This window comes from Alteromonas sp. LMIT006, from assembly GCF_024300645.1.
Lineage (GTDB): Bacteria > Pseudomonadota > Gammaproteobacteria > Enterobacterales > Alteromonadaceae > Opacimonas > Opacimonas immobilis.
Genome location: NZ_CP101291.1, coordinates 464,559 through 479,141 on the forward strand (window position 1 = coordinate 464,559; position 14,583 = coordinate 479,141).

Consider the following 14,583-nt stretch of genomic DNA (forward strand, 5'->3'; position numbering starts at 1 on the left):
TTTATTCTCCTTTGTCCGCCAGCAAGACGTGTACGTCATGCGTACGGATCTGCGCAACGGCTTCTTCTGTTATTTGGTTATCGGTCACAAAATGCGAAATCTGTGACCATGCTAATTCGATATTGGGCATTTTTTTGCTCAATTTATCTGACTCAGCCATCACAACGGTCTGTTCAGAGACATCAGACATGACTTGGCTGAGTTTGGTTAATTCGTGAAAGGTTGCCGTGCCTGTATCAACGTCGACGCCGGAAGCACCGACAAACGCCCACTCAAAGTTGTACGATGCAATCATCTTCTCTGACATTTGCCCTTGAAAAGAATGTGAGACAGGGTCCCAAGTACCACCACACATCAAGATGGTCGCGTTGTTACTGCGCTCAGTTAACGCCGTTGCAATCGGCAACGAATTGGTCATGACAACAATATCAGGAATTTGTTGCAAAAAAGGCAACAAGCGAGCAGTCGTCGAACCGCTATCTACAATGATGCGAGCGCCAGGTTGAATAAGGCTGGCGGCAGTCTTGGCGATGGCTTGTTTCACTTTGGAAAGCGGTTGTGTTACTGGGGATTTTTCGGGTACCAAGACCGCACCACCGTGCGTACGAATGCAAAATCCATCGCGTTCAAGTTGAGATAAATACTTTCGAATCGAAACCTCTGAAATACCCAGCAGACTAGACAAGCCAGAAACCGTCACAGAGTCATTTTTTAAGAGTTGATTTTTGATTAAATTACGATTTTGTGCAACAGCCACAACACACCTACGTTTCGAAACGAAAGTTAATTATACTTTGTTTTTTTCGTTTCGCAATCCATTTGCTCTAAGCCTTTTTCTTAGAGACTAATTTGAACCCATTCAAAAACCTTGAGACAATACCTTTATGTTCAGCTCACTTCCTTCCACTATGCTATCTTCCATCCACAATCAATGGTTATGTCCTGCATGCCATCTCCCTCTATCGCAAAAAGACCGTACCTTGGGGTGTGACAATCAGCATCAGTTTGATCTTGCCAAGCAGGGGTACGTGAACTTACATCTTGTTCAGCACAAAAAAAGCAAACAACCTGGTGACTCACCGGAAATGGTGACCGCGCGACGGACATTCTTATCACAAGGGCATTATGCACCACTTGCGCAATGCCTCAGTCAGATAATCACACTTTACCAGCCTAATGATGCTTTGCGACTGTTTGATGCCGGATGCGGTGAAGGCTACTACCTTTCGACTCTGCATGACTTAATCAAAAATACATACCCCAACTCGGCATACTGCGGCATTGATATTGCTAAATCCGCAGTAGCGAAAGCTGCAAAACGATTACCTCAGGCGCACTTTGCGGTGGCCAGTACGTTTGCGATTCCTTTGGCAGAATGTAGTCAGTCTGTAGTAATACAAATCTTTGCACCGTCGTCAGAGAGTGAAATCCGTCGAGTGCTGGAGGATGATGGTATTTGGATCACGGTCAATCCTGCTCCAGAACATCTTTATGAACTAAAAGAGTGTGTTTACGATGCGCCCTCTAGGCACGAGGTAGATGATGATTGTCCGGCTGGATTTGAGATCCTTGACAATCAAGAGTTGTATTTTGCCATTGATGTACAAAAACACGAGGACACACGGCAGGCACTATTACAAATGACACCATTTTACTGGAGTATCTCAGAAGCAAAACGCGCGTTGCTCAGTGAAAAACTCACCACGGCACACGCGCATTTTCATATCAAGGTACTGCGAAAAATGGCTATTTGACGACTATTTTTTGCTTGGCCGTTCCCAACCGGATAAGTTGCGTTGCTTGGCTCTAGCAATCGCCAACTCACCATCTGCCACAGTCTTAGTCAATACCGATCCCGCGCCAACAGTAGCTTGTGCGCCAATTTCAACCGGTGCCACTAAAGACGAGTTCGAACCGATAAAAGCACCGTCGCCAATCACAGTCTTGGATTTATTCACACCATCATAATTACAAGTAATCGTGCCTGCACCAATGTTTGCGCCCTCTCCTACTGTGGTATCACCGAGATAGGTTAAGTGGTTGGCTTTGGAACCCTTGCCAAGGTACGTCTTTTTCATTTCAACAAAATTACCGACTTTAGCGCCTTCGGCCATTTCTGCGCCAGGTCGTAGTCGGGCATAAGGCCCTACTTGACAGTACTCACCGACAATCGCTTCTTGCACAATGCTGAAAGCTTCGATGACGGCCCCATCCGCAATTTGACAGTTTTGTAAGACACAGTTCGGGCCAATACGCACGTTGTTACCGAGCACAACATTACCTTCAAACACACAGTTCACGTCGATTGACACATCATTGCCGACGGTCAACGTACCGCGCACATCAAAACGATGTGGATCAGCCAGTGACGCGCCATTGAGCATGGCGATTTCGGCCTGTTCATGTTGATAGGCACATTCTAATCGCGCTAATTGCACGCGGTTGTTAACGCCCTCTACTTCGACCGGATTATCTGGGTGCGCCGCACGGATCTGCTTGCCTTCATTGGCCGCCATGGCAATGACATCGGTTAAATAGAACTCACCTTGCGCATTGTCATTGTTAAGCTGACCTAACCAGCGTTTTAGATCTGCTCCGCCCATGACCATCATACCGGTGTTGATTTCGGTGATCTCGCGTTGCGCATCCGTTGCATCTTTATGTTCGACAATCGCTGTGATATTTTCTCCGTCACGAATAATACGTCCCATACCGGTCGGGTCGTCCAAATGCACAGTTAATAAAGCCAAATCAGCGGTTACTTTGGCCTCTAACAACCTGGCAAGTGTTGTCGCTTTGATTAAAGGGGCATCCCCAACCAAGATCAACACATCAGCATCATCTGCGATATGCGGCAGAGCTTGTTGTACGGCATGCCCAGTGCCAAGTTGCTCAGCTTGCAAACACCAGTTCAGCTTGTCGTGCTTAACGGCAGCCTGTAACTGCTCGGCACCGTGACCGTAAACGAGGTTGACTTGTTCTGCGCCCAAGGCATCTACGGTATCTATAATGTGCTGAACCATGGCTTTTCCGCCAATGGGATGCAGGACTTTGGGGAGAGAAGATTTCATACGCGTGCCTTTCCCGGCCGCAAGAATAACTACTGATAATGACATTCTTGTCTATTCCTTTTGTCTAAGTTGCAATAGTGTAGCGAAAAGCGAGGAGTGTGTAAAAGTGGAAAATTATTTCGCTCGCAACCACTGCCAAGCCCGATCTAATCCACCACTAGTCAGCATCACCCCTAATAAGATAATCACTGCACCAGAAAGCATCAAATGAGAAATGGTTTCATCCAATAACCACCAACCCCATATAAGGCCAAACACAGGCACGATATACCCGACATAAATGGCTTTGGATGCCCCAATTTTGCCAATCAAATTAAAATACATCATGTAAGCAATACCCGTGCACACCACTGCCAAAAACAACACCGCGCCCCACGCTTCCAATGATGGCATGACTGTAACCGGATAGATAACGACCAAAGGCAACAGCACAACAGCGGAAACCACCTGTGAGCCAGCCGCGATAGCTAGGGGCTTAGCTCCGGTTAAATACTTTTTGAAATAACAAATAGCAACCCCATAACAGAAGGTTGCAATCAAGCAAGCAATCACTGGCATCAAGGTGACACCCTCTAAACTTAGAGATTCATAACTAAGTAAGTACACACCAAAAATACCGCAAGCAAAGCCTACCTTCGCCGCATGCGAAATCGTCTCGCGCAACCACAGCCAAGCTAATAAGGCGCCAAATATGCCTGCGGTGCCATTTAATAGTGCAGTAAGAGCAGAGGGTAAATGCAACGAACCATAGGCAAAAAAACAAAAGGGGATCGCGGTATTTAACAACCCCACCACAATGACATGGCGCCATTGCGCAAACATCTCCGACGTTTGTTTGCGGCAAACAACAAAGGGCAACAAAATCAGCGCAGCGAGCAAAGCGCGGATCTCAACCATCGCAAAAATGCCAAACTCAGGTACGGCAATACGCATCAACATAAATGACGCGCCCCAAATCGCACCTAATACAATTAATTCAACAAAATCTTTGAACGGCATATTTCTAGAAAAATCCTCTTTGTGGGTTTTCGTGTGCAAGCAGAGCAGATTTGATGTCCAAACCGCCAGCATAACCGGTCAATGCACCATTTGCGCCAATAACACGATGACAGGGGATAATTATTGCGATGGGATTTTTGCTATTTGCATTACCCACTGAACGACTGCCATTGGGCTGACCAATATGCTGGGAAAGTTGAGCGTAACTCCATGTTTCACCATATTCAATATCCTGCAACCCAGCCCATACTTTATGCTGATAAGCGGTCCCAATCGGGGCTAGGGGTAATGCAAAGCGTTTACGCTCTCCAGCAAAATAGTCGTTGAGTTGCGCAACACAAGACTCTGTAATACTGTTAGGACGGTCTCGGGCCATGTCATCAACAAAGCTGACCGCCGTGATGGCTTGTCTGGTCGCTACCACTCGCACCGGTTTGTATGGCGTTGCAATATATTGCTCAAACACAGCTTCGTTATAGACCAAGACTTGACCACTCCCATGTTTGCAAAGAAAAATAACTACGCCAAGATATCGCGTACTGGCGTCCATTGATATCCTTCTACACACGCCAGTTGCATATTGACGCTTCCGTTATCTTGTTCGTTACCGTTTGAGATAAGTGTAGCCTGATAAGCAGTTCTCGTAAAAGTCCGTCAGTTTTACCCCCTCTCGAGGCTTGATATGTCCTGCGGCGACTTGTTTGTCTATCAACCGCTTCACGTCTTTGGCCATAGAGTCTGGATTATATTGCATAATGGACAGTACATTTTCTACCGAAGAGCCGCGCACAACTTCCTCAATATAAAAATCTTGTGGGTCATCATCATGACTGAATATATGTACTTCATTGAGACGCCCAAATAAGTTATGCATATCTCCCATCACATCTTGATAGGCTCCAGTCAAAAATAGACCAATGTAATAGTTCTCGCCGCTGCGCAACTGATGCATTGGGATGACATTTGATATCTCACGACCTACCGTGAACTGATCGATTTTGCCATCGGAGTCACATGTGATATCAACCAATGAACAGTTGACTTCAGGTACTTCATTCATTCGTGTTAACGGTACCACCGGTAGCACTTGATCGATTGCCCATGTATCAGCTGCCGACTGAAAGATTGAAAAATTACACAAATACTGACTGGATAAATCAAAATCTAACTGTTCGAGCTCCTCTGGAATAAACTCTGCGGTGCGCAATTGTTTGCGAATACGATTCATGATCTGCCAGTAAAAAGTTTCTACTTTCGCAACCTCTTCAATATCTAGTACTCGAAACTTAAATGCAGCATCAGCCTGCTCTTTGTATTGACTGGCATCGTTAAAGACCTCTTGCATATTGTCTTTGTTAATTTCAGTCTGACTCAATTCTCGAATATTGGTAACCAGTATATGTTCATCGTCTTTGGGGGAGGTATCCACTGCCGCGTTATCTGGACGTATCTCGCCGACAATCTCTGTGATCACGCAACTATGATGAGCCGTAATGGCACGACCTGATTCACTCACTAAGGTTGGATGAGGAACTTTTTCTAAATCACACACCTCTTGCATGCCGTATACAACATCGGCAACATATTCATCCAAGGAATAATTTCGCGACGAGTCATTAGTAGATTTACTGCCGTCATAGTCAATTCCTAAACCGCCACCGACATCGACGTATTGCAGTGGGAAACCAAGATGATGCATTTCGGCGTAAATCAACGCGCCTTCATTTATCGCTTCTTTGACCGCCCGGATATCCGTTAATTGTGAACCGATATGAAAATGCAATAATTGCAAGCAATGCCCAAGTTCTTCACTTTCCAAATAACGCGCTGCATTGATAATTTCACTGATTGTTAAACCAAACTTTGCACGGTCGCCACCAGAACCTTCCCATTTACCACGACCTTTGACTGAAAGTTTCGCCCGAACGCCAATCATGGGTTCAATGCCAACCTCTTTAGCGACTTTGACAATCAGATATAACTCAGAAAACTTTTCAACAACGATAAGAACTTTGCGCCCGAGTTTTTGCGCCAAAAAGGCCAATTTCATAAACTCTTCGTCTTTGTAACCATTGAGGATTGTCAACGCATCTGGAGTGGTGTTGTATGCCATGACCGTTAATAACTCAGCTTTGGATCCTGCCTCTAACCCATAGTGATAAGGTGCACCGGCATCGACAATTTCTTCGACGACTTCACGCATTTGATTGACTTTAACTGGGTACACACCGCGATAAAGTCCCTGATAATTTGCTTCATGAATGATGCGGTTGAACGTTTCATTGAGTTGAGCAACTTGCGCCCTTAATACATCGTGAAAGCGCACAACCACAGGCAACTGAATCCCCTCTTCTCGGATCTCTTCAATTACCGCTGTAAAATCAATCTGCATATGAGGTCGAGCGGTATCTGGAGTAACACATAAGTTGCCATTTTGACTAATCGCAAAATAACCAGCTCCCCACTTAGATACACCATACAATGCATCAGCTTCGTCAATATTCCAGTCTCTTTGTAATGAATGTTCGATCATCTTTGTCAGATCCAGATGGCTAAATTTCAGTGCTTTTACCTACGGCAAAAGTGTAAAAGGCGAATTATATCGATTAGACGCTAAAACGCACGAAAAAATATACAGTTTCTCTCGACAATTTTTTGCACATGGATGAATTGATTGTCTTGTTCATCGCAAAAAAAAAACGCCCTGACTTGCAGGGCGTTTTGTTATCTAAATAAGCAAGATTCGCACTACATCATGCCTGGCATGCCGCCGCCCATGCCGCCCATATCAGGCATTGCAGGTGCGTCATCTTTAGGTACTTCAGCTACCATTGCTTCAGTAGTAATCATTAAGCTGCCAACGGATGCGGCAAACTGTAATGCAGAACGAGTGACTTTAGTTGGGTCCAAAATACCCATTTCTAACATATCACCGTAAGTGTCATTACCAGCATTGTAACCAAAGTTACCTTCGCCGTTCTTAACCGTGTTAACAACCACTGAAGCTTCCGCGCCTGCATTGGTAGAGATTTGACGCAATGGCGCTTCCATCGCACGAAGAGCCAATTTGATACCCACATTTTGGTCTTCGTTTTCGCCAGTAAGTCCGCTCAGTTTTGCGGCAACGCGAACTAATGCTACACCACCACCAGGGACTACGCCTTCTTCAACCGCTGCACGAGTTGCGTGTAATGCATCTTCAACACGCGCTTTTTTCTCTTTCATTTCGACTTCTGTTGCTGCACCAACTTTGATAACTGCAACACCGCCCGAAAGTTTGGCTAAACGCTCTTGAAGCTTTTCGCGATCATAATCAGAAGAAGACTCTTCTACTTGGCCACGAATTTGGTTACAACGACCTTCGATTGCCGCTTCGTCACCTGCGCCATCAACTACCGTTGTGTTGTCTTTGCTGATCACAACGCGCTTCGCTGTACCTAGGTCTTCAAGAGTGACTTTTTCAAGCTCTAAACCAATTTCTTCACTGATGACTGTGCCGCCAGTTAATACTGCGATGTCTTGTAACATCGCTTTACGACGGTCACCAAAGCCAGGTGCTTTGACTGCTGAAACCTTAACGATACCGCGCATATTGTTTACCACTAGTGTTGCAAGCGCTTCACCTTCAACGTCTTCTGCAATAATCAAAAGCGGCTTGGATGACTTAGCAACGGCTTCTAATGTTGGAAGCAATTCACGGATATTAGACACTTTCTTATCAACTAACAAAATGTACGGGCTATCAAGCTCAACTGTGCCATTTTCTTGATTGTTGATGAAGTAAGGTGATAGGTAACCACGGTCAAACTGCATACCCTCAACGACGTCTAGTTCGTTTTGTAGCGCTTGGCCTTCTTCAACTGTGATGACGCCTTCTTTGCCAACTTTCTCCATCGCTTCAGCAATGATGTCACCCACGATAGAGTCAGAGTTTGCAGAGATAGTCCCTACTTGAGAAATAGATTTGCTATCTGCACAAGGAGTAGATAGGCCTTTTAATTCTTCTACGGCAGCTGCGACGGCTTTGTCGATACCGCGCTTAAGATCCATTGGGTTCATACCCGCAGCGACGGACTTTAAACCTTCATTAACGATGGCTTGAGCAAGAACCGTTGCAGTAGTCGTACCGTCACCGGCTTCGTCATTTGCTTTTGACGCGACTTCTTTGACCATCTGAGCGCCCATGTTTTCAAACTTGTCTTCAAGCTCGATTTCTTTTGCTACCGATACACCGTCTTTAGTGATGGTTGGCGCGCCAAATGATTTGTCCAATACAACGTTACGGCCTTTAGGGCCTAGTGTTACTTTTACTGCGTTTGCAAGAATGTTAACGCCTTTGAGCATTTTGCTGCGAGCGTCATCAGAAAAACGTACTTCTTTTGCTGACATTTTCGAATTCCTCTTAATCTGTTTTCGTTAGGCTTATTCGACAATCGCAAGGATGTCGCTTTCGCTTAGAATCAATACTTCTTCGCCGTCTAATTTTTCAGTTTTAACGCCATAGCCATCGTTGAAGATAACTTTGTCGCCCACTTTTACGTCTAGTGCTTTTACGTCGCCGTTATCTAAAACGCGACCATTACCGACTGCGATGACTTCGCCTCGAGTCGATTTTTCAGCTGCAGAACCAGTAAGTACGATTCCGCCAGCTGACTTAGTTTCATGCTCTTCGCGTTTGATAATTACGCGATCATGTAAAGGACGAATTGCCATTATTTTAATCTCCATTTGTTATTTCACATTAGGATACATCATTAACAAAACTCCTCTTCGGAGTGTGTGCTACAACGCAAACTAGTGTTACGTCTTGTACACGTATATGGGAATACCCCTGAATAACTCAAGGGCATTATTAAAATTTTTTTGATTTTTTTGTCGAAATGACAATGGCAAGATTATTTGACACGAACGCTTGGTTGCAATGCTGATTCGATAACTCGTCCTTCATATTTGTAGAGAGTACCATCCTTCATAACTAAGTCGACATCTTGTAATAAATTCATAAAGCGCAAGACATCGCCTTTAACGGCAATGATATCGGCATATTTGCCTTCACTAATCGTACCCGTTTTGTCACTTACTCCCATCATTACCGAAGGCCAATAGGTTGCGGCACGAATCGTATACATGGGATCCATACCAAAATCATGCACCCAAACGGCCATCTCATTCCACGTACTTTGGCAATGGAATTTGGTTGGAATACCACTGTCGGTTCCCACTAACAAAACCACACCGGCTTCTTTAAGCTGTTCGACTTTGCGCTGTAACGTCGGTTGACGCAGTGGAGTCAGCTGCATGTAAGCCAGCTGTCCGGGTTTTGCTAAAGACGCTTTAATATCAGCAATCGTGTCCTGTTTGAGACCTCGGTGCCAGCAGGTATTGTCTAGTTTTTCAGGATTGGCTACCGTGCGATGGTAATTGAATAACCCTTCCACCGTCGGCGTCCAATACAGTGGTCCTCCAGCGATACGCCCCTTTGCGGTGCGCTCTTTGAGCTTGTCCATAATGTCTTTAGGAAACTCTGGTGCGGTAGTTAATCCGGTGTGTTCAAAATTATTAATCCCGATATCCAAGCCAATTCGAATTTCATCGGGTTTGTGCGAGTGCCCCACCACTATCATATTCTGGGCATGTGCTGCGTCCACAATAGCCTGAGCGACTTCACGAGGCATTAGGTCATGATCAATCAGCTTAATCATATCCATGCCAGCTTCTTTGAGTTCTTTGACCTTAGCTTGCGCTTCGGCAACGCTCTTAACACCCCAGCGATAGTTCTCCGTGCCAGGATACGGCTCGTGTTGCAAAAAAGGTCCTGACATATACATTCTTGGACCGTGAATAGAACCATCGGCTAGACCTTGCTTGACCGCTATTGACGCTTCTAATGGCGCACCTAAATCACGCGCACTGGTGATCCCAGCTAACAATAACTGTACCGCACTGGCGGGCATTATCTCTTCAGCCAGTCGTTCTTGGTATGCTGGGTGCCAATGGCTATAATCGGCATGACCGGTGATCATCAGATGCGCATGCGCTTCCCATAAACCAGGTAGAACATCCATTCCTTCAGTAGAGATCACCTTGTAAGTCTCTGGAACAGGTAAAGTATCTACGGTTCCGACGGCTTCAATCACATTGTCTTTGATTAAAATCACCGAATTTGCCAGAGGTGCGTGGCCAAAACCATCAATGAGTCTTCCACCGACTAGCGCTTTGTTGTCAGATGCAAGAGATTGTGAGGAAAATAGTAGGGTCAAACCCCAAATGACGAATCGCATACCATTACCTATTGTTATTGATTTGTTAACAGGCAATGTACGTGATTGCTAATAAGAACTCAATCTAAACGTTTTGGCGCCGTCGAATCTGTTGACTGTGACGACTTGGTATCATTGTCAAGGTCTGAGAACTCCCCCTCAATTATGTCATCCTTATCAGGGGTGTACTGCCCAGAGCTATTGTATTGCCTATAGCCGGTTTGACTGAAACCAGCATGAGTGAATCCGCCACCTTGTACGTTGACCATTTTGACCACGTGGCTAGCCAGATACCGTCGCGTCGTTGGCAAGGTGAGTAATAGGCCAAAAATATCGGTAATGAATCCAGGCGTTACCAACAGCACTCCTGCGATCAACAACAATAGTCCAGAACCTATTTCCTCGGCAGGCACTTGGCCTTGAGCGATTTTGACTTGCGCTTGCGCAAGCGTTGCAACACCTTCGCGTTTCACTAGGTAAGCGCCAATCATGGCCGATAAAATAACCAATAACACAGTATTCCACCCACCAATAATGTCTCCGACATGTATCAGAACGGCAATCTCCATGATTGGCATGATGACAAATAACAAAAATAACTTACCCATGATTTCCTCAATTTTGACAAAGCGCTAGTTAAGTTTGCCTTAAGCCTTGCCTAGTATAGTGTTGGACATTGACCACATAGCCTAACAAATTATTTTGCTTCTTGTTGTGAAAGCAAGATAGACTTTTGTCGGTTTAATAACGTATAACCAACGGGTTTCACTTACAGGATATTATGCAATTGCGCCATTTACGTCATTTTTTTTTACTATGTATTTTATTCTTATCTGTGGGCTTAACCGCTTGGGCACAAGACCTTGGTAACAATCGCTTACAAAACCTGTTTAACGATGAGCCGACGTTTCTTAAAGTCGATGAAGCGTTTGTACTCGACTACACACAAAAAGATAATAAGCTACTCATTACTTTCACCATTGCCGATGGCTACTATCTCTATCAAAAACAATTCAAAGCGGTTGGCAAAAACGCCACGGTAGGCGAGCCCTCCTTGTCACCTGAACCCACCCAGATAGAAGACGAGTTCTTTGGTATTTCAGATGTGTTTTTCGAGACCGTGACACTCACCTATCCTATTATCGAATCGCGCAGTGATGGCGTTCTTAAAATACGCTACCAAGGCTGTGCAGAGGCGGGGTTATGTTATCCACCCACCACACAATCTTTATTTTTAAATGAGGTAGCGGCGAATTCACAAGCCAATAGCGATACAAGAAACGACTCAAACCAAGTTGTTTCAGAACAATATCGACTCGCCGAACAGCTGGCCAGCGGTGAAAACTTATTGTGGTCAATCTTGTTGTTTGTGGGTCTTGGCGCTTTATTAGCCTTCACACCATGTGTGTTCCCAATGTATCCGATTTTATCCAGTATTATTGTGGGACAGGGCAAACAAATTAGTACGTCAAAAGCATTCAGCTTGTCCTTTGTCTATGTACAGGGGATGGCAATTACTTACTCAATTTTGGGGTTGATCGTTGCATCTGCTGGCGTGCAATTTCAAGCTGCCTTGCAAAACCCAATACTGCTAACTATTTTTATTATTGCTTTCATCGCTCTGGCATTATCTATGTTTGGCCTATATGAAATCCAGCTTCCTAGCGCGTGGCAAGAAAAACTCAATACCATGTCCAACCAGCAACGCGGAGGCTCTGTATTTGGGGTCTTTTTGATGGGGGTGATCTCTGGACTGATTGCATCTCCTTGTACCACAGCACCGCTGACCAGTATTTTATTATTCATCGCGCAATCAGGAGATTTGCTGTTGGGGTTCAGTGCGCTCTATGCGTTGTCACTTGGCATGGGGATCCCACTGATCATCTTTGGCTTAACCGGGGGTAAACTACTGCCTAAAGCCGGAGCCTGGATGAACGTGATCAAGGCCATATTTGGCTTTATGATTTTGTCCGTCGCAATTTTCTTCTTTGAGCGAATGGTGGTTGAACCTTGGACGCAATTGCTTTGGTATGGACTGTTCTTAGCTTTATTGGGTTATTTGTTAGAAATCAATGCGCAAAAATCAGCGAGTTTCACGCGAGGGGTTTTCCGCGTCATATTATTAAGTGGTTTCGTTTATGTGGTATTGCAAAGCGTGAGTTTTTTCAACCCGACATTTCCCGCTGTAGCCACCACAACGAACCAACAAAAAGTTGATGTCCATGAACAGTTTACCCAAGTAAGAGATTTGGGTGAACTTGCTATGTACATTGAGCGCGCTAATACCGAGGGTAAAACCGTCATGGTCGATTTGTATGCGGATTGGTGTGTAGCCTGTAAAGAATTCGAAAAATACACTTTCCCCGATCCTGCGGTACAAAAAGCCCTTAGCAATACAATGTGGTTGCAAATTGATTTAACCGACAATACTCCGACGAACCTTGAATTTCAGGAAGTGTTTGAGGTTACTGGGCTTCCGACAATCATGTTCTTTGATAAAGAAGGGAACGAACTGACCACTTCTCGCATTACCGGTTTTGTCGATGCCGACGTATTTGCCACTCATGTAAATCGAATTTTTGACGATACATCTCAATAGAGAATTTATTATCTAGAAACCTGTCTTCGCATATGGGAATGCAACACAAAAGGATGCAATATGTTAGGGATAATTTTTACAACCTTACTCGATATGGTCGAGGATAAAATGGGTTACGCTATGGTCGATGAGCTGTTGCTTTCAACAAAGCTCGAAGGCAGTTACACTGGAGTGGGTCATTACGATTTTGACGAACTACTAAAAATCGTCGTGGCACTTTCAGCAAAAACCGGCATTGCGATACCTGATTTACTTGAGGCCTTTGGGGAATACCTTTTTGGCAAACTGATGCAAGGTCATACCTCGTTGTTACCCGATAATATCAGCATGATCGATTTGTTATCCGAGCTCGATTCTAATATTCATGTGGAAGTCTTAAAACTTTATCCAAACGCGACGTTGCCTACATTCAGTATTATCAATAAAAGCCTCTCCCACATAGACTTACTTTATCGCTCACCACGCCAGCTTGAACAACTCGCAGTGGGTCTGATTAAGGGTTGTGCAAAATATTTTGATGAAACCTGTGAAATCTCGTTAGAAACGATGAACTCATCCCCGCATGAAGTCAAAATTTCGGTAAATTTGCAGTGAAATGCCACTAAAGTTCAGAAAAGCTAAACTTTTTTATCTGATAAGACCAGTAAAGTACTGCAACTTTGCACATTTTCACTATAATGCTTCAAAGACTTTGTTATCTTGCACGATAGCGTTACGTTGGGAGCATATTTGTGAACATTCTCATCTTAAATGGACCAAACCTTAATCTTCTAGGGACTCGCGAACCGGACGTTTATGGAAGTGAGACATTAGCAGATGTTATGCAAGCTTGTGTTGCCCTAGGTAAAGACCACGGCTGTTCAATTGAGCATTTTCAAAGCAACCATGAAGGTCAATTAGTAGATCGTTTGCATCAAGCAGCGGGCAACTATGACGCGATCATTATTAACCCAGCAGCTTTCACTCATACTAGCGTTGCGCTCAGAGATGCGTTACTAGGTGTTGCAATTCCATTTATTGAAGTGCATATCTCCAATGTGCACGCTCGAGAAACATTTCGTCATCATTCCTATTTTAGCGACATCGCACAAAGTGTGATTGTCGGTTGCGGTACATATGGCTATCAACTTGCTGTCATGTCTGCAGTAAGAAACTTTTCACCAAATTAAGAACCTCATAAGGCTTTTCCAATGGATATTAGAAAAATCAAAAAACTCATCGAGCTAGTTGAAGAATCTGGCATTGCAGAATTAGAGATCACCGAGGGCGAAGAATCCGTGCGCATTCACCGTGGTGGTTCTGCACAACCAGTACAATATGCACCGGCTCCACTTGCCCCAGCCCCGGTTGCAGCGCCCGCAGCGGCTCCAGCTGCTGCACCGGCAGCCGCGACTGAAGCACCGGCTGAAGTAGCAGGGCATCAGGTAAAATCTCCGATGGTTGGAACGTTCTATCGTGCCGCAACACCTGAAGCCAAGCCTTTCGTAGAAGTTGGTTCCAAAGTCAACGTTGGTGATACTTTATGTATTATCGAAGCAATGAAAATGATGAATCAAATCGAAGCAGACAAAGCCGGTACCATCAAGGCCATCTTGGTTGATAACCAAGAGGCCGTTGAATTTGATCAACCATTATTCGTCATCGAGTAAGGTTG

14 protein-coding genes are annotated in these 14,583 nt (G+C 44.8%); 5 read left to right on the top strand and 9 right to left on the bottom strand.

Annotation, left to right across the window (positions count from 1 at the left end; genetic code table 11):
- Nucleotide 1 precedes the first annotated feature (1 nt).
- Nucleotides 2–757 carry a DeoR/GlpR family DNA-binding transcription regulator gene (locus tag NLG07_RS02125; protein ID WP_254856067.1) on the bottom strand — a complete coding sequence of 252 codons (756 nt, stop codon included), beginning with the start codon at nucleotides 755–757 and terminating at the stop codon, nucleotides 2–4.
- Nucleotides 758–908: 151 nt separating this feature from the next.
- On the opposite strand from NLG07_RS02125, the gene NLG07_RS02130 reads away from it, so the two are divergent.
- Entirely contained in the window at nucleotides 909–1,754 is an 846-nt protein-coding gene (locus NLG07_RS02130; RefSeq protein WP_254856068.1) for a putative RNA methyltransferase, read from the top strand.
- 3 nt (nucleotides 1,755–1,757) lie between these two features.
- Here the strand turns inward: NLG07_RS02130 and glmU are convergent, their stop codons facing one another.
- The 8 genes from glmU to NLG07_RS02170 form a co-directional block, all read right to left on the bottom strand.
- Nucleotides 1,758–3,116, bottom strand: coding sequence for a bifunctional UDP-N-acetylglucosamine diphosphorylase/glucosamine-1-phosphate N-acetyltransferase GlmU (glmU, locus tag NLG07_RS02135; RefSeq protein WP_254856069.1), 1,359 nt, complete (start codon nucleotides 3,114–3,116; stop codon nucleotides 1,758–1,760).
- A 69-nt stretch (nucleotides 3,117–3,185) separates the two neighbouring features.
- Nucleotides 3,186–4,070 (bottom strand): DMT family transporter, encoded by an 885-nt coding sequence (locus NLG07_RS02140; RefSeq protein WP_254856070.1) that lies wholly within the window; start codon nucleotides 4,068–4,070, stop codon nucleotides 3,186–3,188.
- Nucleotides 4,071–4,074: 4 nt separating this feature from the next.
- Complete coding sequence (locus NLG07_RS02145; RefSeq protein WP_254856071.1) at nucleotides 4,075–4,620, bottom strand: methylated-DNA--[protein]-cysteine S-methyltransferase; 546 nt, start codon at nucleotides 4,618–4,620, stop codon at nucleotides 4,075–4,077.
- A gap of 54 nt (nucleotides 4,621–4,674) precedes the next feature.
- Nucleotides 4,675–6,603 (bottom strand): biosynthetic arginine decarboxylase, encoded by a 1,929-nt coding sequence (speA, locus tag NLG07_RS02150; RefSeq protein ID WP_254856072.1) that lies wholly within the window; start codon nucleotides 6,601–6,603, stop codon nucleotides 4,675–4,677.
- A 215-nt stretch (nucleotides 6,604–6,818) separates the two neighbouring features.
- Complete coding sequence (gene groL / locus NLG07_RS02155; protein ID WP_254856073.1) at nucleotides 6,819–8,459, bottom strand: chaperonin GroEL; 1,641 nt, start codon at nucleotides 8,457–8,459, stop codon at nucleotides 6,819–6,821.
- Between the two features lie 33 nt (nucleotides 8,460–8,492).
- Nucleotides 8,493–8,783 (bottom strand): co-chaperone GroES, encoded by a 291-nt coding sequence (locus NLG07_RS02160; protein ID WP_254856074.1) that lies wholly within the window; start codon nucleotides 8,781–8,783, stop codon nucleotides 8,493–8,495.
- A 182-nt stretch (nucleotides 8,784–8,965) separates the two neighbouring features.
- Entirely contained in the window at nucleotides 8,966–10,351 is a 1,386-nt protein-coding gene (locus NLG07_RS02165) for an amidohydrolase family protein (RefSeq protein ID WP_254856075.1), read from the bottom strand.
- A 59-nt stretch (nucleotides 10,352–10,410) separates the two neighbouring features.
- Nucleotides 10,411–10,938: an FxsA family protein gene (locus tag NLG07_RS02170; protein WP_254856076.1), complete on the bottom strand. Its 528-nt coding sequence runs from the start codon at nucleotides 10,936–10,938 to the stop codon at nucleotides 10,411–10,413.
- Between the two features lie 173 nt (nucleotides 10,939–11,111).
- Between NLG07_RS02170 and NLG07_RS02175 the strand changes: the two genes are divergently transcribed.
- The 4 genes from NLG07_RS02175 (at nucleotide 11,112) to accB (ending at nucleotide 14,578) form a co-directional block, all read left to right on the top strand.
- Nucleotides 11,112–12,929 (top strand): protein-disulfide reductase DsbD, encoded by a 1,818-nt coding sequence (locus NLG07_RS02175; protein WP_254856077.1) that lies wholly within the window; start codon nucleotides 11,112–11,114, stop codon nucleotides 12,927–12,929.
- A 60-nt stretch (nucleotides 12,930–12,989) separates the two neighbouring features.
- Entirely contained in the window at nucleotides 12,990–13,523 is a 534-nt protein-coding gene (locus tag NLG07_RS02180; protein WP_254856078.1) for a heme NO-binding domain-containing protein, read from the top strand.
- 137 nt (nucleotides 13,524–13,660) lie between these two features.
- Nucleotides 13,661–14,098 (top strand): type II 3-dehydroquinate dehydratase, encoded by a 438-nt coding sequence (gene aroQ / locus NLG07_RS02185; protein ID WP_254856079.1) that lies wholly within the window; start codon nucleotides 13,661–13,663, stop codon nucleotides 14,096–14,098.
- 21 nt (nucleotides 14,099–14,119) lie between these two features.
- Complete coding sequence (gene accB, locus NLG07_RS02190; RefSeq protein ID WP_254856080.1) at nucleotides 14,120–14,578, top strand: acetyl-CoA carboxylase biotin carboxyl carrier protein; 459 nt, start codon at nucleotides 14,120–14,122, stop codon at nucleotides 14,576–14,578.
- Nucleotides 14,579–14,583 lie beyond the last annotated feature (5 nt).